Annotated in this window: 15 protein-coding genes; 12 read left to right on the forward strand and 3 right to left on the reverse strand. The window is 45.7% G+C overall.

Translation table 11 applies throughout. The annotated features are described in order from the left end of the window. The 10 genes from ASL11_RS29880 to ASL11_RS29925 all read left to right on the forward strand — a co-directional run bounded on the left by ASL11_RS29880 (position 1) and on the right by ASL11_RS29925 (position 16,499). Positions 1 to 2,577, forward strand: a complete 2,577-nt coding sequence (locus ASL11_RS29880) for a glycosyl hydrolase-related protein (RefSeq protein WP_056622969.1) — start codon at positions 1 to 3, stop codon at positions 2,575 to 2,577. Between the two features lie 215 nt (positions 2,578 to 2,792). After that, positions 2,793 to 5,108 (forward strand): glycoside hydrolase family 95 protein, encoded by a 2,316-nt coding sequence (locus tag ASL11_RS29885; protein ID WP_327205122.1) that lies wholly within the window; start codon positions 2,793 to 2,795, stop codon positions 5,106 to 5,108. A 130-nt stretch (positions 5,109 to 5,238) separates the two neighbouring features. Next, positions 5,239 to 7,539 (forward strand): helix-turn-helix domain-containing protein, encoded by a 2,301-nt coding sequence (locus ASL11_RS29890; protein ID WP_056622972.1) that lies wholly within the window; start codon positions 5,239 to 5,241, stop codon positions 7,537 to 7,539. 488 nt (positions 7,540 to 8,027) lie between these two features. Next, positions 8,028 to 8,933 carry an ABC transporter permease gene (locus ASL11_RS29895; RefSeq protein WP_082596006.1) on the forward strand — a complete coding sequence of 302 codons (906 nt, stop codon included), beginning with the start codon at positions 8,028 to 8,030 and terminating at the stop codon, positions 8,931 to 8,933. A 14-nt stretch (positions 8,934 to 8,947) separates the two neighbouring features. Then, on the forward strand, positions 8,948 to 9,844 hold the full coding sequence (locus tag ASL11_RS29900; protein ID WP_056622975.1) for a carbohydrate ABC transporter permease: 897 nt from the start codon (positions 8,948 to 8,950) through the stop codon (positions 9,842 to 9,844). 114 nt (positions 9,845 to 9,958) lie between these two features. Then, on the forward strand, positions 9,959 to 11,614 hold the full coding sequence (locus ASL11_RS29905; protein WP_442953107.1) for an extracellular solute-binding protein: 1,656 nt from the start codon (positions 9,959 to 9,961) through the stop codon (positions 11,612 to 11,614). Between the two features lie 75 nt (positions 11,615 to 11,689). Then, positions 11,690 to 12,841 (forward strand): SGNH/GDSL hydrolase family protein, encoded by a 1,152-nt coding sequence (locus ASL11_RS29910; protein ID WP_056622978.1) that lies wholly within the window; start codon positions 11,690 to 11,692, stop codon positions 12,839 to 12,841. A 168-nt stretch (positions 12,842 to 13,009) separates the two neighbouring features. After that, positions 13,010 to 14,269 (forward strand): MFS transporter, encoded by a 1,260-nt coding sequence (locus ASL11_RS29915; RefSeq protein WP_056622981.1) that lies wholly within the window; start codon positions 13,010 to 13,012, stop codon positions 14,267 to 14,269. 172 nt (positions 14,270 to 14,441) lie between these two features. Beyond that, complete coding sequence (locus tag ASL11_RS29920; RefSeq protein WP_157257101.1) at positions 14,442 to 15,668, forward strand: MFS transporter; 1,227 nt, start codon at positions 14,442 to 14,444, stop codon at positions 15,666 to 15,668. A gap of 30 nt (positions 15,669 to 15,698) precedes the next feature. After that, entirely contained in the window at positions 15,699 to 16,499 is an 801-nt protein-coding gene (locus ASL11_RS29925) for a serine/threonine protein kinase (protein ID WP_056622984.1), read from the forward strand. A 281-nt stretch (positions 16,500 to 16,780) separates the two neighbouring features. Here the strand turns inward: ASL11_RS29925 and ASL11_RS29930 are convergent, their stop codons facing one another. From ASL11_RS29930 to ASL11_RS29940, 3 genes are all read right to left on the reverse strand, one after another. Next, the gene (locus ASL11_RS29930; protein WP_056622986.1) at positions 16,781 to 17,635 is read right to left on the reverse strand and encodes an EcsC family protein; all 855 of its coding nucleotides are present in this window, start codon (positions 17,633 to 17,635) and stop codon (positions 16,781 to 16,783) included. A 126-nt stretch (positions 17,636 to 17,761) separates the two neighbouring features. Then, on the reverse strand, positions 17,762 to 18,640 hold the full coding sequence (locus tag ASL11_RS29935) for a carbohydrate ABC transporter permease (RefSeq protein WP_056622989.1): 879 nt from the start codon (positions 18,638 to 18,640) through the stop codon (positions 17,762 to 17,764). 26 nt (positions 18,641 to 18,666) lie between these two features. Further along, positions 18,667 to 19,617, reverse strand: coding sequence for an ABC transporter permease (locus ASL11_RS29940; RefSeq protein WP_082595969.1), 951 nt, complete (start codon positions 19,615 to 19,617; stop codon positions 18,667 to 18,669). A 114-nt stretch (positions 19,618 to 19,731) separates the two neighbouring features. On the opposite strand from ASL11_RS29940, the gene ASL11_RS29945 reads away from it, so the two are divergent. Then, a complete protein-coding gene (locus ASL11_RS29945) occupies positions 19,732 to 21,444 on the forward strand; it encodes a sensor histidine kinase (protein ID WP_056622991.1) in 1,713 nt (570 codons plus the stop codon). 26 nt (positions 21,445 to 21,470) lie between these two features. Then, the gene (locus ASL11_RS29950; protein ID WP_056622993.1) at positions 21,471 to 23,093 is read left to right on the forward strand and encodes a response regulator transcription factor; all 1,623 of its coding nucleotides are present in this window, start codon (positions 21,471 to 21,473) and stop codon (positions 23,091 to 23,093) included. Positions 23,094 to 23,154: the final 61 nt, after the last annotated feature.

Here is a 23,154-nt window from a genome sequence, read left to right on the forward strand (position 1 = left end):
GTGAGGCAACTAGAGAAGATATATGTTGTTTTTAAAACTCATGTAGACTTGGGTTTCACGGACTTGGCCAGCAATGTCATCTCCCAATATAGAGAAGAAATGATGAACGACGTTCTAGCTGTTTGTGAAGACACGATGAAGGATGGACCAGACCATCACTACGTGTGGACACTGCCTGCATGGATGATGAAGGAATGTTTGGATACGCCGGATGTGGGTCGTAAGGAACGAATGGAAGCCTTGATTACGAACGGACAACTGCGTTGGCATGGGCTTCCGTTTACGACACATACGGAGTTTTGTGGCACTGAAGAATATATTAGAGGGCTCTACATCTCAGAAAAGCTTCGGGAAGAATATGGGCACACAGCCATTGCTGCCAAAATGACGGATGTCCCCGGCCATACTTGGATGCTGCCTACCCTATTGAGAAATGCAGGCATTGAATTTTTGCATTTGGGTGTAAATGCGTGTTCTTCACCGGTTGATTTACCGCGGTTATTTCATTGGGAAGGTCCGGATGGCAGCAGAGTCTTAACCTATTATTCCAAGGGGGCCTACGGCACAGACCTGACGCCGCCAGATGACTGGCCATATCCCATTTGGATAGCGCTGCTGCAAACACAAGACAACTATGGTCCACAGGATGGCTCTGTGGTGCAAGACTTGTTGGATGAGATTGCGAGTAAGTATCCGAATACCGAGGTGAAAATCGGGACTATGGACGATTTTGCACGCGATTTTGTGGCCAGAGATTATCAGGATATCCCTGTGATTCGCAAGGATTTAGCCGATACATGGATTCATGGGATTGGCACCTATCCAGAAGAAGTGTCCCGTGTACGGAGGATGCGCTCGGATATTGCAACACGAGAAAGCTTATCAACGCTCGAGCAGCTGTCAGGTATAGGAGATAATGATCACAGGCATGCCATAGCGGAGGCTTATGAACATACGCTGCTATTCGGGGAGCATACGTGGGGAATCGATATTAAATCGAATTTGTTGCCTGGCCGTAACAGCCAGCGCGCTTTTGGGAAAGCTGCAATTCAGAAAGACCGGGCGATATTTCCAGACTCCTATCTTAAGACGGAGGCTTCTTGGGCCGAACAGACAAATTACGTAGATCAAGCTGAGAAAGCGTTAAGTGAAGTTCAACCTTTTACAACGATAGATTCGAATATCATTGGTGTGTATAACCCGCTTGCGTGGGAACGACAGCATGTGAAGATCAAGCTTGAGCATCGGAAGCACGGTACACTGACAGATAGAGAAACGAGGGAATCCTACTTCGTTAATGAAACTGGCGAGGCCGATATTGGTGAATTACCACCAATGGGGTATCGAACTTTTGAATATGCGGAAAGTACGGTTGACGCTCATTCATCTGCCATCGCAGGGAAAGACGCGGAGAACGCAATTTTGGAAAACGATGCGATACGCATCGTGGTCAGCATGCAGACTGGCTGTATAACCAGCTTTTATGATAAGCAGAATCAGAAGGAATGGGCCATAAACGGAAGGTTCGCGCAATACGAATACGATGTTTACGGGAAAGAAGATATCCTGAATTTTGTGAAAACATACAGCTATGATCTCATGGATTGGTATGTGAACGATTTTGGTAAGCCAGGTTACCCTAGAATTGATCATAAGCGATATGGGCTTCATCTTGCAGATGTTAAGATCTCGAATGGCGATGGCTGGGGCAACGTTGAAATTAGTTTCACGACGCCGAACGAAAGTTACGAGGAGTTTGGAAATGGTGAAGCAATCTGCGTATCGATCCGTATGGAAGCCAATCAGCCATATGCCGATATGCGAGTGACTGTGCATCGGAAAGCATCTACTGCGTATGCTGAGAGCGGGCATTTCACATTTGCCTTGAACGCGGATCAGCCGAACTATCGGTTTCAGAAATTAGGCAGCGTTGTCAATCCGCTTGAAGATATTGAGAAAGGTGCGAATTCACGGCTTCACTGCGCTAGTCAATGGGTTGATGTGCAGGATGAACAAGTGGGATTAACGATTATTCCCTTCGATACACCGCTATTTTCCATTGGTGAAAAGGGGATTTACCAATATGCCAAAGAAGTGTATGTACCTGAACAGCCAAACCTTCATTTCAACTTATTTAACAATCAATGGGGAACGAACTTTCCGCAATGGATCAGCGGTAGTTTCCAATATGCCTTTCGGATTGTACCTCACGCAGGAGATTGGAAGGCAGGAGGCGTTCAGCAGCTAGCCGCCGAAGCATGCATGCCGCCTCAGGTGACAGCAGGTTGGAAGCCTGAAGGACTAGCCGGGTATCGTTTCCTGAAAGAAAGCGTAGAAGGGATCCATGTGTTATCCTTCAAAAAAGCGGAGCAAGGTGACGCATACGTCATACGATTCCAAAATCTGCTCGATATGCACTTGGCAGTGAAGTTTCCATTTACGGAGTCTCTTGCCGATGTGAAGGAATGTGATCTGGTCGAACGTACGAAGGAAACGAACGTAGAATTTGGTAGAGATCATTTTGCTGTGACTATGAATCCTTTTGAAATTAAAACGATGAAGCTTTGGTTTGCTTGAAGCGGGTATAAAAGAAACAGACAGCTGGCAGTAAGCTGTCTGTTTCTTATTGAACATGAATGCAGCACTCAGGAGAGATTGGATGCTCCAATGAGAGATGTACCCTGCCTGCAGCGGTAATTGTACGTGGGATACCGCAATTGTACCTAGCTATATCGGAGAGTCCTCCCCTACAATAAGCATAAAGAAAGCGTAATCATTATGGGGGAATTACAATGATGAATGAAATGAAGCTATGGTATACGCGTCCTGCATCGAACTGGTCACAGGGATTGCCAATCGGAAATGGCCGATTAGGGGCTATGATTTACGGCGGTGTGAAGCATGAAACATGGAGCCTAACTGAAGTGACGTATTGGTCAGGGAAAGCAGAACCCATTCGGGGTCACTCTAACAGCAGAGCGGATCTGGATCAAATGAGAGAGCATTTTTTTGCCGGCGATTATAGGCGGGGAGACGAGCTGGCGAAGCAGTCACTGCAACCTGAAAAAGGGAACTTCGGTACGAACTTATCGATGTGTGATGTTCAACTCGCGTTTGACGATCATGGTGATCAGTTGGTTCGAGAGCTTAGGATCGATAAAGCCTGCACGTGGACTTCCTATCAATCGAATGGACATACACGGACAAGAGAAGTATGGGCTTCTCATGCAGATGGCATTGTGGGTTCGCGACTATCTAGCGAACAGCCTGGCGGTTTATCTTTAACGATCGGTATCCTTGGACGAACAGATCGGTTCACTGCAACTTTAAGCGGTAACGATACGTTAGTTTTTGAAGGGCAAGCAGTAGAAAGCATGCATAGCAATGGAGAGTGCGGTGTACGCTGCCAAGGTGTACTGAAAGTTATTGCCAACGGCGGTAGTGTGTCCGCAGTCGGTGACCAAATTCGGATAGAAGACGCAGACGATGTGGTGATCTATTTGGCAGCGAATACCGATTATGGCAGTAGCGATAACGAGTGGATGTTGGAGTCGGCACGCCAAGTTGATGATGCAATGGCCAAAGGCTATGAGCGACTGAGAGAAGATCACGTGGCGGATTATCAGAGTCTGTACGACAGAGTCCACTTGGATCTAGGTGTAACAGATCAATCGGATCTACCAACAGACGAAAGAATACAGCTCTTTCTGAAGGGGCAGGATGATGATCCGCACTTATTTGCCCTATTTTATCAATATGGTCGCTATCTAACGATTGCTGGGTCGAGGGCGGATTCGCCGCTGCCGCTTAATCTGCAAGGAATTTGGAATGACGGCGAAGCCAATCGTATGCAATGGAGCTGCGACTATCATCTGGATATCAACACCCAAATGAATTATTTCCCGACAGAAGTGAGCAATTTGGCGGAATGCCATCTCCCCTTAATACGATACATTGAGCAATTAGCGGAGAGTGGAAGAGCGGCAGCGAAGCATTTCTATGGCTGTGAGGGATGGGTTGCGCACGTATTTTCCAACGCTTGGGGATTCGCCTCACCAGGATGGGAAACATCGTGGGGGCTGAACGTCACGGGAGGCTTGTGGATTGCCACACATCTTCGTGAGCACTATGACTTCGGCCTCGATTCATCGTTTCTGGCTGAGACAGCGTATCCTGTGTTGAAAGATGCAGCATTATTTTTCCTCGACTATATGACAGTTCATCCGAAGTATGGCTGGCTGGTGACCGGCCCGTCGAACTCGCCTGAGAACAGCTTCTATATAAATGATCCATTGAGAAGCGAATATCAGTTGTCCATGGGCTCCACGCTGGATCAGGTGCTGGTTCGCGATTTATTCGTATTTTGCCTAGAAGCGTCAGAGCATTTGCAAGTGGATGTAGAGCTGCAACGGAAGCTGAAACAAGCCATCGGTATGTTGCCGCCATTGATGATTGGACGAAGAGGACAATTACAGGAGTGGCTGGAGGATTATGAAGAGGCACAGCCTGACCATCGCCACTTTGCTCATCTATTCAGCTTATACCCCGGTAATCAGATAACGCCTGAAGGTACACCAGAGCTCAGCACTGCGGCAAGGGTAACCTTGGTGAATCGTATGGAACGTGAAGCGTTAGAGGACGTTGAGTTTACGTTGGCCGCGTTTGCTGCGAATTTTGCCAGATTGCAAGATGGGGAGAATGCCTATAAGCATCTCACGCATTTAATTGGTAAATTGTGTTTTGACAATTTACTGACCTTCTCGAAGGCAGGGATCGCCGGGGCAGAAACGAATATATTTGTAATAGACGGTAATTTCGGCGGTACAGCGGCTATTGCTGAAATGCTGTTGCAAAGTCATGCAGGAGGCATTCACCTGCTGCCAGCACTCCCGGCCAAGTGGGACACGGGGATGGTCACAGGCTTGCGAGCAAAAGGGAACGCAGAAGTAGATGTGACTTGGGCGGACGGCCAATTGGTCGAGGCGACCATTAGAGCATTTTCGCCAGGTCGTGTGCTCCTTCGTTATCAAGACTGCAAGGTTGAAATCGCACTGGAGCCCGACTACACGTACCACATTGACAGCACATTGTGCGTGAAACTTATCTGAATATCAAGTAGACCAAGGCAGCTACAGTCAGTATAAAAGTAGTTGCCTTTCCTTTGTTTATCTAGAAAAAGACATGGTATAATAAAATACACTTTAGATAGCGCTTACAAAAATGGGGGGGATAGGGTTCATGCCGAAGTTTTCGCGGTTATTCCGTAAATTTCTGATCTCCTATATCGTGATCTTGGTTATTCCGAGCATTGCCGGATATATGTCTTACCGTACTGCGATTGCCGTGACGCAATCCGTATCCATTGAGAATAACGTGACACAACTGCGGAAGAGCCAGGATATTTTGGAACGGAGGATGGCTGAGGTCGAGGGTTTCACGAGGCAACTAGCTCTGAATCAAGAGTTGAGCGTGCTTATGAATGAGAAGGGAATGGATGAGAAGGTCAATCTGTATGGCATTTGGAAAGTCAATAATGATATTAAAGCATTTAGCCAGACGAATGATTTTTTACAGCAATTTTACATCTATTTAAATAATTACAACGTGCTCTTAACCCCAGCATCTTCCTATTTCCAGCCTGAACGATATTATCAGTCCTTCCACTATAAGGACCTAGCCGCAGATGAATGGAAACGAACACTATTAGAGCAAACGCACAATAGGGAAATCATACCGCTGAAACCCTTTATCACGAATGGTGTGGAAACCTCTGTGATTACGTATATACAGTCACTCCCGTTAGACAGTTTTAGTGGTACCGCACGGGCTACAGTCGTTGTTCTTATTGATGAGAAAGTTATCTCCAGCGTCTTATCAGATCTGAAGGATCAATACGGTGGGTGGTCTCACATTAGTGATGCGCAAGGGCATACCATAAGCTTACTTGGCATAAATGAATCGGACGCGGCGAAGTTAGCTATTGACACTAGCTTTGATCAAACAAAAGCAAATCAGTTCTATAACGATGATCTGGTCATTACGATTCGATCCAAAACGACAGGATGGGTATACAGAGCGGGAATCCCAAGACATGTATTAATGGAAAATGCGAATAAAATCAAATATATTACGTGGTCAGTGACAAGTGCAGCACTTGTGGTGGGATTGTTGGTGGGACTATGGCAAGCTTACCGTAATAGTTCCCCTCTGCATCGATTGCTGAATGTGATGAAGGAGCAGTTCGGCAAAGATGCCGCTGTGGGACGTAACGAGTATGACTTTCTGCAGGGCAATATCTCGAATATGATTTCTAACAATAAGCGTCTCGAAAATGAATTGAATCGGCAGCTCCCCTTAATTCGGGATGCCTTCTTGAAAAGGCTCATAGCAGGCGAATTCCGATCGCTGGAAGAGATTGCGGCAGCGGCCGAGCAGGCGAATACAGGGTTACAGGCCGATACGGGTTACACAGGTATTTTGCAAATTAAAGGGTACTCCGGTATGGACAGTGTCGACATTCTTAACGAGTTAAGTGCGGCTCGACTGATTATGAAACAGACATTACACGATCTTGGGTGGCTGGTGCATATGACGGATTTGGGTGCTGATCGGGTTGTGGTCATTTTTGAAGGGATTGCTTCTGGTGAAGACACGGCGACAGTGAATAAAGAGGTTGAGCGAATTCTGAATGAGCTTGCCGAGTTTTTATTTATGGAATATAAAATTACGATCATTGCAGCGTTGGGCAATCCCTTTAGCACGATGATGGAGGTCCGACATACGTATGAGCAAGCAACTCAAGCGCTAGAGTATGCCCTGCACATGAATCGAAAAGGAGTATCATGGTTCTCTGATGCCAGATTGGAAAGTGATACCTATTATTATCCGCTAGATATTGAACTGCGTTTGATTAGTACGATTAGAGCGGGGGATCTGGACGAAGCGAGCAGGATTCTGGACACAATTCTAGCGCAAAACATTGAAAATCGTGAGCTATCCCTTGAAATGAAGCATCAGCTTGTTGGGGAGCTGAAAGGTACTTTCCTGAAATTACTTTATCAGAAAACATTCCAGGAATCGGACATTTTCGAGGCAGTGAAACATCGCGTTGCTGACATCCAGGCCAATGATGAAATCGATACGATTCGGCAAGATATCGCTGACATCATGGCAAGCTTATGCGGGTTAATTGCTAATAAAAAGAACGATCATCATAATCAAACCGTAGAGCAAGTTATGAAGTATATCGCTGAGATGTACAGTGATCCTGATCTGAATTTATACCGTGTGGCAGAAAAGGTGGAGCGCCCCGAGAAATATATCTCGAACCTGTTCAAAGAGGTAACGGGGAAGAATTTATCGGATCATTTGGAGCAGGTAAGAATGGATCAAGCGGCCAATTTGTTAAAAGGAGACACGTACACGGTAGATGAAATTGCTGCCCGTGTTGGATACAACAGCTCGCATTCTTTCCGGAGAGCGTTTAAGCGAGTACTCGGTGTTTCGCCAAGTTCCTATAGGCAGTCTACGACGGAATAAATTATTCAGGTGCTAAGCGGCATAGATGCGCTTAGCTTTTTTGCTTTTGGCAATGGCGGCCTTCTTCGGTAGGCAGTGGAGAGAGTGCGATCAATCCAACACTCCGCACTGCCTCACCGCCCCCAAAGTACCCCGCTAACAAGCAACCTGCTCGCCCCCACGTCCACAGCATTCTGCCAACGCCAGCAATAGCCCATCCGCCGAAATGCCACTCGATTACTTAACCTGACAATATTGCCCCGCACCCCCGCACAGCCCCTCCACCAAAGCGAAGTTGGATGCTCGCAAGACAGATGTACCCTCCATTTACCGCCAATTGTACGTGAAATAACGCAAGTGTACCTATCTAATACGGGCATAAATCCCCTAGAATAAGGCTCAAGAAAGCGCAAACATTTACGAGACAGATGATCTTAGGGGGTTTTGTTTTGGACAAAGGACTAGTCACCAGTCAAAGATCGCTGATCAAAAGCAGTCGACTTGGCATCATGGAGGCAGCGACTCGAAGCTTCAAGAAACATTGGCAGCTGTATCTGCTCATCATTCCACCCGTGTTGTATTTCCTTATATTCAAGTATTACCCGATATTGAACGCGGTGCTTGCTTTTAAGGACTATAATGTCACGAAAGGCATCTGGGGAAGCCCCTGGGTCGGGTTTAAAAACTTTCAATTGTTTTTTGAAAATCCGCTGTTCTGGACATTGATGAAGAACACGATTTTTATCAGTGGATACCTGTTAATTGTTGGTTTCCCGATTCCCATACTATTGGCGTTGGCGATCAATGAGGTGCGCAATCAGCGCTTCAAGAAACTCGTCCAACTCGTTTCCTTCGCACCTTACTTCATATCTACCGTCGTGATGGTATCCATTATTATGCTTTTTCTGGCACCTCGCCTCGGCTTTGTGAATGTGGTGATGAATCATTTCGGTATGGATTCGATTAATTTCCTCGGAGAACCTGGCATGTTTCGCTCGATCTATGTGTGGTCGGACATTTGGCAGACGGCGGGCTATTACTCGGTCATTTTCTTGGCTGCTTTAGCCGGCGTGGATCCTTCCCTTTATGAGGCGGCTAAAGTAGACGGTGCATCGCGCTTTCAGAAAATTATCCACGTTGATTTGCCGGGTATTTTGCCCACAATTGTTGTCGTCCTCATCTTGAATGTAGGTAATGTGATGGCGATTGGCTTCGAGAAGGTCTATTTATTACAAAATCCACTGAATACGGTGAATTCCGAAATTATCGCGACCTATGTGTACAAAGTGGGACTGCTGAATGCCAATTACAGCTTCGCCACGGCAGTCGGATTATTCAATTCGGTGATTAATTTGATCCTGCTCATTGTTGTAAATAGCATGGCTAAGAAATTCTCGAATCATAGTATTTGGTAAAAAGGAGTGCAGCTATGTCTACGATCAAAGTAAGGGTGAAAGATTCACTAGGAGATAAAATTTTCTTAATTGCCGTCTACGTACTTCTGAGTCTCCTACTCATTGTTGTGTTATATCCGCTTATTTACGTGATCAGCAGTTCGTTCAGCAGTCCTGCGGCTGTCACATCCGGCAAAGTATGGCTGTGGCCCGTTGAGTTATCGCTGAAAGGGTACAATACCTTGATTCATAATCAGAAAGTGGTGATTGGCTATGCGAATTCCCTTTTTTATACGGGCGTTGGAACCATCATTAGTGTGGTACTTACGATTATGATCGCATATCCACTTTCTCGGAAAACGTTCTTCGGCAAAAATGTGCTCATGATGTTAATCACGTTTACGATGCTGTTCAGCGGTGGATTAATTCCAACGTACTTGGTCGTCAAGCAGATGGGACTGATTGACACGAGATGGGCGCTGCTCATTCCGAACGCGATTTGGGTGTGGCAGGTCATCATCACGAGATCGTTCTTCCAATCCGCGATTCCAGATGAACTGTTTGATGCGAGTGAAATCGATGGTTGCAGTGACTTCAGATTTCTAAGAAGCGTTGTCGTGCCGTTATCGAAACCGATCATCGCCGTTCTTATCCTCATTTATGCTGTCGGTCAATGGAACGCGTATTTCGATGCTTTGATTTATCTCAAATCCGCTAGTTTGTTCCCGCTGCAGTTAATTTTACGCAGTATTATCATTCTCAATAACAGCTCAAATGCCACAGATGCCTTGAAGCAAGTGGAACGGCAGCAGCTGGCAGAAGCGTTGAAATATTCCCTCATTGTCGTAACAACACTGCCCGTGTTGATTATTTATCCGTTTGTCCAGCGGTTCTTCGTGCAAGGCATGTTAGTGGGCTCTGTAAAAGGGTAAGACGCGGACCTATCCCGTGGATTCCATGGAAAGGGGTGATTCATTTCAGGTAATACTGGCAGTGGATCTTAGATCGGGGTTATACTAATTGCATGATAAAAGGGAGCGATACATGTGAAAAAGGGTCTTGTAAGCGCACTATTGGTAGTTATGATGGCTAGTTTATTTCTTGCCGCATGCTCGAAGGATGATACAGCAACTGTATCTCCGGCAGCAACGGGAGCAACGACGAGTGGTCCTGTCGCAATCAGCATGTTTGCTCAGCAGGATACAGCGATTGACTTAAAGACGAACAAATTTACGAAATTCATGGAAGAAAAGTTCAATGCGAAGTTTAATTTTGAAATTATCCCGTTTGATGGTGCCAAAGAGAAGAGACAGATTTCACTGGCAAGCGGTGATTATCCAGATTCCTATATGTTGACGGCCTGGATCGATCAGTTTTCACAAGCAGATATACTTAAATACGGGAAGCAGGGTATTCTAATTCCCTTAAATGATTTGATCGATCAATATGCTCCGAATATCAAAGCGGCGATGGCTAAGGACGCAACACTGAAGAGCTTTAGTACGGCGCCGGATGGCAAAATTTATGGATTAGGATCTTATACGCAATGCTTCCACTGCTCGTATCCGAACAAAATGTGGATCAATACCAAATGGTTATCCAAAATGAATCTGGAGATGCCGAAAACGACCGAAGACTTCAAGAAAGTACTTCAAGCCTTCAAGAAGGGTGATCCCAACGGTAATGGCAAAGCCGATGAAGTTCCGTTAAGTGGATCGACCGAAGATTTTGGGGTGCATATCATTCCGTTCCTTATGAATGGTTTCATTTATGACGATGACCGCAATTACCTGACGATGGCGAATGGCAAAGTCGATACAGCAGCGAATAAGCCCCAGTGGAAAGAAGGCCTCGCGTATATTAAATCTTTGTATGACGAAGGGCTCATTGATCCGGGAGCATTTACGCAAAATGCGGAAGCGTTCAAGAAAATTGGCGAGAACGCAGGGACGCAAATTCTTGGTGTAGGCGCAGGCATGCATCCTGCTATTTTCGTAAACATTGATAAAGGCAACAAAAACTCGGCTGATTACAATCCAGTACCTCCACTTACGGGGCCAAACGGTTCCCTAGCTACGCATGATGGTGGCGGATTGACACCAGGCGCGAAATTCGTCATTACGAACAAAGCTACGAAAGAAGAGCAAATCACGTTAATTAAAATGGTTGATTACATGTTTACGTTCGAAGGTCAAACGAATGCAGCATCAGGCATGGAAGGGATCGACTGGAGAAAGCCGAAAGAGGGCGAGGTCGCTCTGGGTAAAGGCGTGAAACCGCTCATGGCGTCTATTCCAGCAGTCGAAGGAGAAGCACCTCATAATGCAGGCTGGAGCGGCATGGGACACTTCTATCAACCAAGCGAATATAGAGACAGCATTGTTCAAGGAACAGATGTGTATGATTCAGCAAACTACGAGCGCAGATTGTACAATGCAACACTGTTATACCAAGGTCACGAGCCAAAAGAGATTTATCCGGTCTGGGCGGTATGGGTAGATCCTGCACAAACGGACGAAGCAAGCATTCTTCAAACGAACCTCAAAAATTATATCGATCAAAATGCGTTGCAATTCATTACAGGAAATAAAGATTTGACGAAGGATTGGGATGCTTATGTGAAAGGACTGGATAATTTGAAAGTTGGACGTTATCTGGAAATTTTGCAAAAAGCGTATGACACTTCTTCCTATAAAAAATAAGACAGTTAAAGATCGAGTGCTTTATGTTCATACATAGAGCACTTGATTTTTTTATTCGTAAAGGAGACATAGAATATGACGAGTACATGGGCCAACCATTGGCTGAATCATCGTGGAGGACTGCCTCACATGCAGGAGAAATTAAATCGCCATGAGCCGATCACCGTCGCTTTTATAGGCGGTTCAATTACCGAAGGTGCAGGGGCATCGGATTCGACAACGACGAGTTGGCGTGCTTTAACCGAGCGCTACTTGAAGCAACGCTATACCGCAGACAAGGTGATGTGCATCAATGCGGGTGTTGGTGGAACAACTTCTACGTTCGGAGCTCATCGCTTGCAGGCGCACGTTTTGTCTCACGGTGAGATTGATTTGCTATTCGTTGAGTTTAGTGTGAACGATGGTGAGGATCGCGACGAATCCATCAGGGGAATGGAAGGGATCGTACGACAGTGCCGACGGCAATCGCCTCGTACGGATATTTGTTTTATCTACACGGCAGCGGATAAAAATTTGACCGATCACACACCATTCAACATAGCTGTTCATGAAGAAGTTGCTGCTTATTACGCGATTCCTTCTGTTAACTTTGCCGCTAGGGTATACATGCTGATCCAGTCGAAGCAAGTGACCTGGGATGCGCTTGCATCTGATCGTGTACATCCGAATGATGAGGGGCATGCGCTGTATGCTGCGTTCGTGCGGGAGTATCTGGATGAAGCCTTAGATGTGAGGGTGGTTACGGATACAACCACTGAAACGGCAAGTGTTAACCGACAGGATACGTTACCACTACCCCCACCTCTGGAGCCCAACAATTACGAATATGCTGCCATGTTGGAGGTGGATTTCGCTGAAAGTATGGAAGGTTTTGAATGGAGGGAGTTGTCATCAGAGCCGCTTATGAACTGGCGATATGACACACGACATCTGCACACAGATACTCGTGAGGCATCACTTTCTTTCACTGTGCATGGGCAGGGTTCTGGTGTTTTGCTGCTATGCGGGCCTGATTCGGGGATTTTCGAGTACGCCATAGACGAAGAGCCGTTTCACCCCATGTCTTTGTTTGATGATTGGTGTTTGAAGGCTTATCGACCGATTATGGCGATGTTTCCTATGCATTCGGAGCGGCAGAGCAGGCGAATTACCATTCGTCAGACTGGGAAGAAAGATGAACGCAGCACGGGCACGAGTCTTCGTATTTTGAAATTGTTAAGTAATTAGAGCAGGGCATTGATTCAGGGAACCGCGCTGATTTCTGGACAAATAGATGGATTTTATGCATGAAAAAGAATAGAAACTAAGAATCAACCAGCTGTAAAATAAAATTTGAACTTGGATGCCCTCGCCATGTAAGATAGAGCACATAACAACAACAAGAAAGGTGCATCTATGTGGACGTATACCGTAAATTTAGTTCGAGATTTATCGCCCAACGTGAAGCGGTTCATTGCGACGGAAAGCTTGTTTGGCATCGGAGTCGGGATCTCTAGTCTTATCCTTAACTTGCATTTATTAGACCTCGGTTTCTCCAAAGGGGACATCGGCAAGATAACATCACTCGGGGCACTCACGATTGGATTGGCCAGCTTGCCGGCAGGGTTCATCGTGAAGCTTATCGGGCGCAAAACGATGCTCGTCATCGGTATGCTCTTGGCATTCCTTGCACTCGTGCTCTTTGGTATCGGGACCAGTATTGTCGCGGTAACCGTCGCGCAGCTTGTGTATTCGCTTGGTGTTACAGCCATTGTAAACTCGGAGATTCAACTGATTTTCCAATATTGCCGTACGAAAAAAGAAGAAACAAGTGCCTACTCGCTCTTGTTCGCGATATTTACGTTATTTACCGGGCTCGGCACGTGGCTTGGTGGTTATCTGCCCGAATGGCTGCCCGGACATACAACGATGTACCAATATGCCTTCTTCGTGGCTGGCGGATGCTTAGGCCTCTCGGGCATATTGCGGGGGTTGCTGCTGCCTTCGAATCATGTCAAGGCACAAGTCAACGGCAGCGTAGCAGAGGAGAAGAATGGCAGCGAAGCAGTAAAGCCCTCGGAGCGGCCGAAGAAAAGGCATGCGATGTATTTCTTGTTGCTGCTTTCCCTGTTGATTTTCAACTCTGGCTTTACGTTCGGGCTGCTGAGTCCGTTCTTGAATGTCATCTTGAAATTCAGATTCCAGATGGAGGATGGGAATATCTCCGGCGTGCTGGCGTTGTCCGGATTTTTCTTCTTTATCGGCTCAATCATCATGCCTTACGTCGTAGAGAGATGGGGTAGCCGTAGGACGTTCGTGTTCCTGTTTCTGTATAACATCGTTGTCGTCGCACTGATGGCGCTCGTCATGCCAACCGCCGTATTCGCTATTCTGCTGCTTATTCGCGGGACGGGCTTCACGATGCTGAATAACTTAATGGACAGCGAATGCATGTCAGCAGTGGCGGAGGAAGACCGCAACCTTTTCGCAGGTATGCGGACGGTCTCCCGCAGCATCGGAAATACGATCGCCTCATACTGGGCGGGCTACATCTTAGCGGGTAATCATTATTCGATGCCTTTCTTGCTTACCGCGGTAGCTTTGCTAGCCGGGTTTGCCATATACGCTTGGTTCGTCCAAGGGAAGCTGGATCGGAGACTGCAGAGCCATACTTGATAGAGCCGTGAATGTAAACATAAGGAGCTCAACCATAATTATGGTGAGCTCTTTTGTATGCCGCAAGTGCATGCTTTGCGGACTTTCTTTTTTGAGAGAAACGAACAGGAAAACCTGCTATCATGGAGTTATTAGCGAACTTAGAATGAGAAGTATGAGGGGAAGTAATGCCATGCTGGCAAACAGAATGTTTCAAAAACTAGGCTTACAGATGAGCCCGGCAACTAAGCATAACTTGTATAGTGATTTTGGTGCAGCCTGTTTATTTAGTCTCTTTAATGTGGTCTTTAATCAGTTTTACATCGCACTTGCCATTAGACAAGGGGCTACGAATCTGGAAGTCGGGATTTTGGCAGCCGCTCCGGCGATTGGACTGTTGTTCTCCCCTATTTGGGCAGGAAGAATTGAACAATCGAATCCCAAACCTTTTGTCATCATCCCGAATGTAATTGGCAGAGCGCTATTGTTGCTTCCGGCATTTTTCGGAGCTCCAAGCGTCTATGTTGTGACGGCAATCATTTTTTATTTTTTAATGGGCATACAAGCACCGGCTTATCCTGCGTTAATTACACGTATGTATCAGCCTGAATTACGTGGTCGATTAATGGGCTACGTTCGAGTTGCCATGGGAGCTATTATGATCCCACTTGCTTACATAGTCGGCTCGTGGACGGATAAGTCAGGACCGAGTGGACCGCTGATTACTGCGGCTATAACAGGTGTTATATCCATTCTTTTTCTATCCCGTGTTAAGGAGATTGCTTTACCAACGAAGGTATCGGCACGCAAATCTTCATTTAAGGAACAGCTTAAGCTTGTGAGAAATCACCGGGAGCTGGTTGTATTTTTTGCAGCAACAACATTGACGGGCTTTGGCAACATATTGGCGAGTCCCCTATATCAGATTATCCAAGTCAGAGAGTTGCAGTTGAACAACATTGAAATTGCGCTTGCGCGGATTTCCTATTATGTGTGTTTATTAGTAGCATATTTCGTAGTTGGTTGGGTAATTGATCGATTTTCTGCGAAGCAAACGTTGGTCTATGGATTGGCGGCGTTCGCGATTGTTCCTTTACTTTATGGGATTTTCGGAAATTATCCGGCTGTGATTATTGGCAGCGGAATCCAGGGAATAGGCGATGCCATCTGGGATATTGGTATTCTTGCCTATATTTTTCGTGTTGTACCTGGAAGAGAGGCCGTCGTTTTCGGTCTGCACTTAATGCTGTTTGGTATTCGCGGCTCTATCGCTCCATTACTAAGCACTGGTCTATCCGATTACATGCCGATTTCAGGGTTGTTAATTGCGGCCGCCATTTGCGGGTGCATAGGAACCGTTATTTTTTTGCTGCAAAAAGATAACAAAGAAATGACGGAATCGGTGCCCCGTTACGTATAGGCATTAAAGAGTGAAGGAGGGCTCCTAACCGTGATTCCCTATTTGAAACGGGTATATGAAGCATGGATCGACTATCCGCGAAGAAGAGGCGAGGTCATTCGTGGCCAATATCAGATTGAACGCTTCCTAGGGATGGGTAGCTATGGGCTAACTTATTTGTGTTTGGACAAGAACACGGGTCAGGAAGTCGCCGTGAAACAAGCTAAGCCGAGTAAAGGGCAGCTAGGTCAAGACCTTTTACAACGAGAGATGGCGATCATGCTTCAGTTAGAACATCCTTCCATTCCAAGATGCTACGCGTCTTTCGAAGAGTCGAAACGATTGTATATGGCAACCGAGTATATCAAAGGTCGGACGGTTGAAGATTTAATTTTTGAACGGGGAGCACAATTTGCGGAAAAGGACGCTTTAATTCTCATACGCCGCTTGCTGGATATCGTTCGCTTTATTCATGAGCGGGGCATCGTGCATTTGGATATTCGGATTCCGAATGTCATCTTAGATGGGGACCGTATGAGCTTGATTGATTTTGGTTTAGCTGCTCGTTTAGGAGAGCCGGCACGGTTAACGTTAGATGCCGATGAGGAGCTGATCCGTAGAAGGACCGTAGACGTAACTTCAGATCTGTACGCCATCGGCCACTTCTTATTGTTTATGTTGTATTCGACTTTTGAGTCGAAGGAAGAGCAAGAGGAGGCAGCTAGAGGATGGGAAGAGGAATTGCCAATATCCACACATACGAAGCTCATGATCAGGAGATTACTGCAAATTGACTCGCCATACGGGAGTGCGCAAGCTTGCATCGATGAATTGGACACGGTATTAGCTTAAAAAGAAAAAGCCACTTTCGCGGCTTGGGGTTAGCTGGAGCTGCCACCTCTATGTTTGTAATAACGCTGTCCTTGATGATGATGTCCATAACCTCCACGATGACTAGAAGAATAGCGTCGCGTAACATGAACGCTATAATTGGAACTGCTATGTCGATAGTGACGGCTTCGCTTGGAATGGAGAAGAGACCCCAATAATTTACGTAGTAAATATTTGATCACCTTACATTCCTCCTTTCGCGGTTTACTCCTTATTACGGCAAGAGGTAGGGATGGTTTCAGCTAACCATCGACTTGGGCTTGTAAGCGCTCGAGAATACGCCGTTTGCGATACAGCATTTTCGCGGCTTCCCCTACATCTTTCAGCGTCCCACGGTTGATCCAAGCGCCAAAGAGAATACCCGCGATTGGAATGAGCTGGAACAGCTTCTTCCAACCCCAATTATCGCGGTACGTGGCGAATACCTCGCGCCAGCCCTGAAGCTGTGAGATCATCTGCACACTCTCCTTATCAACAGTGGCATAGTTCCCCAGCTCTTCGAGAATCGCTTTTTTGCCCACGATGTCGGAGGATGAGAATTGCAGAACCTTGATCGTGAAGATCCGTTCTTGCTTATCTTTGGGATCATAGCCATAGCAGATGGCAATTTCCTGAATGGTTTTCAAGGACAGTCCCAGGATGGCTGGAATATCGATAGCGAGTGTGAGGATTCCTCCGATACCCGTCGTTGCGCCTTGCAAGGTAGCAATTTTGGACCGATTTAGCACAATTTCGTCGGCGGTTTGATCCAGCACTTTCAGCGGCAATGTGCCCACGGATGCAATCGTAATCCCCTCAGTAAGATCATCTCGCTCACCCCGCTTATACACTTCCTCAACATGCCGCAACGTCCCCTTCTCAGAAATCAAATACCGCCCGCCTGCTTGCAAATAATTGCCAAGCTCATCCAAGGCTTCCCCTATTTTTTTATTCAAAAACTTCGGCGTTAAGCGATCCAGCACTTGGAAAGGAAGGCGCCCGAGCTTTTCCCAGAACCAAAGGTCTTTCTGATCAGCTTCCCAGGCTTCGATCTCATGAAGGGCCTTCTGCAGCTCAATTTTAGTTTCCGGATGGTGATTGCGTTCAAAATCATTCATGCTGTGCACAACTCCTTTCTACATCGTATACGTATGTAATCGCATTTGGATGCAGGCAAATAACGTAATAAGTACCCACGGACTGGACACTTTGAGGAAGTGTTCAATCAATGGGTACTTATAGGGTTACTCTTTTACGGCTCCAATAACCATGCCTTTGACAAAAAAGCGCTGAAGGAACGGGTAGACGATCAGAATCGGAATCATTGCGATGAAGATTTGTGCTGCTTTTACACTCCGATTGGACAGTAGTTCTAAATCTTCAAAATCAATACCGGTTTTACTGAGGTCGCGTGCGACGACGATGGTCTGCAGCAGCGTGGCCAGCGGCCATTGTTCGGGTGATCTCATATATAACATGCCATCAAACCAGTTGTTCCAATGGCCTACCAGTGTGAATAAGGAGAGGGTTGCAAGGGCAGGCATGGATATCGGTAAGTAAACGGAGAAGAAAATTCGGAAGGATGTTGCTCCGTCCATCGTAGCCGCCTCATCCAGTTCTTTCGGTATCGCACGGAAAAAATTCATCATTAGAATGATATTCCAGACATTGAGCAGATGCGGCAGAATGTAAACCCAGAACGAACCAACCAATCCGATCTTTTGTATCAGCAGGTAATGGGGGATAAGTCCGGCATCGAAAATCATAATGATCAGGAAGAACCATACGTAAAAGTTGCGTGGCTTGAACTCGATGTTGCTTCTGGACAAAGGGAAGGCAGCGAGAACGGTTACCATCATGGCCATTACCGTACCGATGAGGCTGCGCCATATCGAGATTTGGATGGCATGTAGGAAGTTATCATTTTGAAATGTTTTCACATAGCTGTCCAGATTGAAATCGATTGGGAACAGCGTGACTAGATTGGATTCGGCGGCTGTTTTCCCACTGAGAGAGACGGCAAAGATATGCAGCATCGGCAAAATACAAAGAATGGAGACAAGGATCAGAAGCGTCACATTCAAATAGTAAAACACTTTATAGGATGGATTTTTATAATACATAGCCTGTTCCTCCACTGTTAATCATTTTAAAATACACGGTAATTCGTCCATTTGTGTGAAATGTAGTATCCGGCGCTGATTAGGATGAAACCGACGGCCGATTTGAATAAGCCCACTGTGGCAGCTAAACTGTATTGCCCGCCTTGGAAGTTACGGAATACAAAGGTATCGATAATATCTCCCTTTTGAAGGACGAGTGGATTAATGAGGTTGTAGATTTGATCAAAATTGGCATTCAACATGTTCCCTAGGGACAATGTGAACACGACAACCATGATAGGAAGCAGGGAAGGAAGCGTAATATGGATGGTTTGCTGCCATCTACCGGCGCCATCGATTTCGGCGGCTTCATACAGATCCGGATTGATGCCGGACAATGCGGCAAGGAAGACGATCGCGGAGAAGCCGAATTCCTTCCATAAATCACTCACAATGACGGTAAAGCGGAACCAATTCGCTTCGCCTAGAAACATGATCGGTTGTAAATGAAAAGCTGCAACTAACCGGTTTAAAACACCGTCTAGTGAAAGCACGTCCAACAAGATACCACCCAATATGACCCATGACATGAAATGGGGCAGGTACACCATGGTTTGAAGCGAGCGTTTCAATTTCATATTTCGGATTTCATTGATCAGTAAGGCAAAGGTGACGGGTACAGCCAATCCAAATAGTATTTTTAAAACAGAGATAATTAACGTGTTCCAAATGACTTGAACGGAGCCTTTCATCGTAAAAATAAGTTGGAAATTATCCAAACCGATCCATCTAGATCCAGAAATGCCAAGCCATGGTTTAAAGTCCTGGAACGCCATGATGATCCCCGGCATAGGGGCATATTTAAAGATGAGAGCAACTAATACTGCGGGCAGCAGCATGAGATGAAGCCTCCATGTTTTGCGAAGCGGGTAATTTCGTTTCTCTCTTACTCTTGCCGTTACGGGTGACGATGATGTTATAATGACGGTATCTTTCATACATTATTTTCCTCCTCGACTTGCGTCTTCTGTATATTCATCTTAGGATGGAAGCGTTTTTTTGTATAGAATACATATTAAAGGTGACTGTCAATATCTTAAGGAGGTTGTGCAATGAAGCGGCACTGGCCCATATTCCTGAAAATCAACGGTGTCATCCTCATTCTATTAATTCCCATTGTCATTCTATTTGCGTATTTCAGCAGAACTAGCTTTCAGGTCATTGATTCACAGATTACGGCGTACAACGAAAGTCAACTGCAGTTTCTGAAAAACCAGATTGAAGTGGGTGCTGAACGTTTGTCCCTTTCCTCCAGCGTTTTAGCGCGTGACTCCTCCATTTTGAAGCTTCAGACGAGTATTCTGACGAAAGACTACTACGGGATGATTGATTTTCAAACACAAGTAAAAGAAAAACTCTTTCTTCAGAGCTTTTCCAGCAATTGGTCCAATGACTTATCCATCTATTTACCCGATACCCAAAGAAGAATATCGACAAATCCGAATGATCGCTACGATGAGAGTGTTCTTGAAACGGCTGATAGCGGGAAGTGGCACTTCCACCCAGGAGGTTCTAATGAAACGCCGTACTATCAACTGTTTATCTGGGATCCGTACTTTTCCAAAAGTAGTCCACAGACGGTAAGTGCGATTTATGAAGTGCGTTTTGGACTAGATAATATTAGGAAAATGCTGCGCTCATACAAACGAGATAGTCCGGGGTACTCCTTTTTATTGACAAGCACGGGCAAGGTGTTCTCGGTTTCTGATGAAAGTGACGCCGACTTAGCAAATTTGGGAGATAGACTTCTTAGTGAAGGATTAAACGAAGGCGGGCATCGCAGCATACAACTAGAGGAACAGAAGGCCTATTTGAGTTATACCCATCTGCCAAGTATCGATGCTTATTTGATTGATTATGTCCCTTTAAACACGTTTCACGCTCCGATTATTAAGAGTAGAAATTTGTTTTATATCAGCATGTTCGTGCTGGTTCTTCTTGGATTTGCCACTTCTTATCTCTTGTATCTTCATGTGCAGAAGCCGATTTCTTTTATCATGAAAGGACTCAAGCATATGGAGATGGGCGACTATTCGTTCCGAATCAATAAGCGGTTTCATAATGAATTTGATTACATGATGCTGCGATTTAATGATATGGGAGACGAGATCCAACATTTGATCACCAACGTATACGAGGAACAAAATCGTTCCCGCCTGGCAACGTTAAAGCAGCTGCAATCGCAGATCAATCCCCATTTCTTGTACAATTGCCTGTCTTTCATTGCGGGTTGTGCCAAAGCTGGCTATACCGACACCATTAAACAAATGACGTATCATTTAGGGGATTATTATCGCTATACCACAAGGGTTGAGAATCAGATGCCTTTGTTAAAAGAGGAAGTTGATTTGGTCAATCACTACTTGAACATATATTCGTTACGGCTGGAACGTCTTGATTATCAGATTGATATTCCTGCGGATATGCTGAATGAACCTGTGATGAGGCTTATTCTCCAACCGGTTGTAGAAAATGCAATTGTACATGGCATAGAACCCAAACCGGGACGAGGGAGCATCATGGTCTCGGGTCGTCGTGAGTCCGACTGGAATGTGCTTGTTGTCGAAGATAGCGGTGTTGGGATGTCGGATCAGGAGATAGATGACTATGTACAGAGTCTGGAGCGTCCTATGGATGAACATACAGGCTGCGGACTGTGGAACGTCAATCAACGATTAGTACAACGATTTGGTCCTGATGCAGGTGTTATGATTACAGCTTCGAGTCAGTTGTCAGGTCTCAGTGTAGCACTTCGATGGAAATGAGAATAAGGTAGGGAGGCTTGGTACCCATGATTCAACTTCTGCTGGTGGATGATGAACCCATGTTATTAAAGAGTATGGTTGAAAATGATTGGAGAAGTATCGGTGTAGAATACGTTTTTCAAGCGGCCTCGGGGCTGGAAGCTGTTGAGGTGCTAAAGAAAACGCCGATCGATATTGTCGTCACGGATATCCGCATGCCTGGCATGAATGGGCTGCAATTATGCAAACATATACAGGATCACTTTCCCCGTACCAAATGCATTTTACTTTCGGGTTATGGTGAATTCGAGTACGCGCGTCAGGCCATCATGTACGGCACGGTAAATTATTTGTTGAAGCCGATTAAGGACGAAGAGTTGATGGATGAGGTGTCTCGTGTGAAGACGCTCTTCGATCAAGAATGGGAGCATGTAGGCTCCTTGGAAAGGGCCCGTCAGACACTTCATGTTCACCTGCCATTATTAAGATCCAATTTATTAAATAATTTGTTGACGGGAAGTACCCTGTCATCCTCGGTATTAGCTGAACGAATGAAAGAGTACCAGCTTCCTTTTGAACCGGGAATGAACTGTTCGTTTATCCTAGTAAGAATGGATGGTGGGTTTGGAGATGCGGTGGAGCATGACGATTTGTTATTCGAATACGCCGTCCATAATATCGCTTGCGAAATTTTAGAGCCGGATTATAACGTCTGGTACTGTAAAGATACATTCGGGTATTTATGCTTTTTGCTGCAGGACAAAGGTAAGGGTGAATCTTTCGTTACAAGAGGCGATAACGTACTAGAGAAATCAGCCTATGAGCTGCAATTAAAAGTCTCGGCCTTTTTGAAGGGGCAAGTATCCGTCTTGATAAGCGATGAGGGGATATTTCCAGATGAACTTGCGCTGCATTATCGCAAATCTTTGAATGAATTTCGCAAGGTTCCCCGAAGCGATAGGGAAATCATGATCATGTCCGGGATGCCTCGCGTGCAATCCAGGTCGCTGCAATCCTTATACAGTCCGCCAAGCATCCAACAGCTATTAGAAGCTGGGCGGTGGGGGGATGTCCGTAAGAAATTGAGTGATGTTTTTGAAGAAATGAGCTCCAAAAAAATGGATACGGAAGAAAACATGATGGAAGTTACTTATACCTTGATGAATGCTTTTCTGTATATTGCACACCTCCAAGGCAAAACCTTGATGGAAGTATCCGGGTTGGAGACGGATGTGTCGTCAAATCCACGAGCGTTATCCAGAGCGGACCAGGTCATGGAGTGGGCGGTAGGGGTACTGGAAAGTATGGAATCTGGCAGCATTCGTGAATTCAAGGATGGCAAAAACCAGCTAATTTCGAAAATTCATCGTTTTATTGAGACGCATATTGCACAAGATGTTTCGCTGCAAACAATCGCAGATCATGTGACCCTGCACCCTGTATATTTGTCATCCATGTACAAACAGGAAATGAAAGAAAATATCAGTGATTTCATTATGCGGTACAGGATGGAAAAGGCAGCCGTTATGCTGGGCTCAACAGATATTAAAATCTATGAGCTAGCAAGCCAAATGGGCTTCCAAAACCCGCCTTATTTTAGCAAACTATTTAAAAATTATTACGGAGTCACGCCACAAGAATACAGGGATCGGCATATCACCCAATCTTAACAATTTCATACACCATCTTAAAACTTTATCACTTACCCCGCTGAAAGCGCTGTATTAATAT

Source organism: Paenibacillus sp. Soil750 (assembly GCF_001428045.1).
In the GTDB taxonomy this organism is placed as follows: Bacteria; Bacillota; Bacilli; order Paenibacillales; family NBRC-103111; genus Paenibacillus_E; species Paenibacillus_E allorhizoplanae.

Bases quoted from the DNA above. Each gene is read 5' to 3' on its own strand.
- ASL11_RS29885 (WP_327205122.1), top strand. From the start codon at position 2,793: ATGATGAATGAAATGAAGCTATGGTATACGCGTCCTGCATCGAACTGG.
- ASL11_RS29890 (WP_056622972.1), top strand. From the start codon at position 5,239: ATGCCGAAGTTTTCGCGGTTATTCCGTAAATTTCTGATCTCCTATATC.
- ASL11_RS29895 (WP_082596006.1), top strand. From the start codon at position 8,028: ATGGAGGCAGCGACTCGAAGCTTCAAGAAACATTGGCAGCTGTATCTG.
- ASL11_RS29900 (WP_056622975.1), top strand. From the start codon at position 8,948: ATGTCTACGATCAAAGTAAGGGTGAAAGATTCACTAGGAGATAAAATT.
- ASL11_RS29910 (WP_056622978.1), top strand. From the start codon at position 11,690: ATGACGAGTACATGGGCCAACCATTGGCTGAATCATCGTGGAGGACTG.
- ASL11_RS29915 (WP_056622981.1), top strand. From the start codon at position 13,010: ATGTGGACGTATACCGTAAATTTAGTTCGAGATTTATCGCCCAACGTG.
- ASL11_RS29920 (WP_157257101.1), top strand. From the start codon at position 14,442: ATGCTGGCAAACAGAATGTTTCAAAAACTAGGCTTACAGATGAGCCCG.
- ASL11_RS29930 (WP_056622986.1), bottom strand. From the start codon at position 17,635: ATGAATGATTTTGAACGCAATCACCATCCGGAAACTAAAATTGAGCTG.
- ASL11_RS29935 (WP_056622989.1), bottom strand. From the start codon at position 18,640: ATGTATTATAAAAATCCATCCTATAAAGTGTTTTACTATTTGAATGTG.
- ASL11_RS29940 (WP_082595969.1), bottom strand. From the start codon at position 19,617: ATGAAAGATACCGTCATTATAACATCATCGTCACCCGTAACGGCAAGA.
- ASL11_RS29945 (WP_056622991.1), top strand. From the start codon at position 19,732: ATGAAGCGGCACTGGCCCATATTCCTGAAAATCAACGGTGTCATCCTC.
- ASL11_RS29950 (WP_056622993.1), top strand. From the start codon at position 21,471: ATGATTCAACTTCTGCTGGTGGATGATGAACCCATGTTATTAAAGAGT.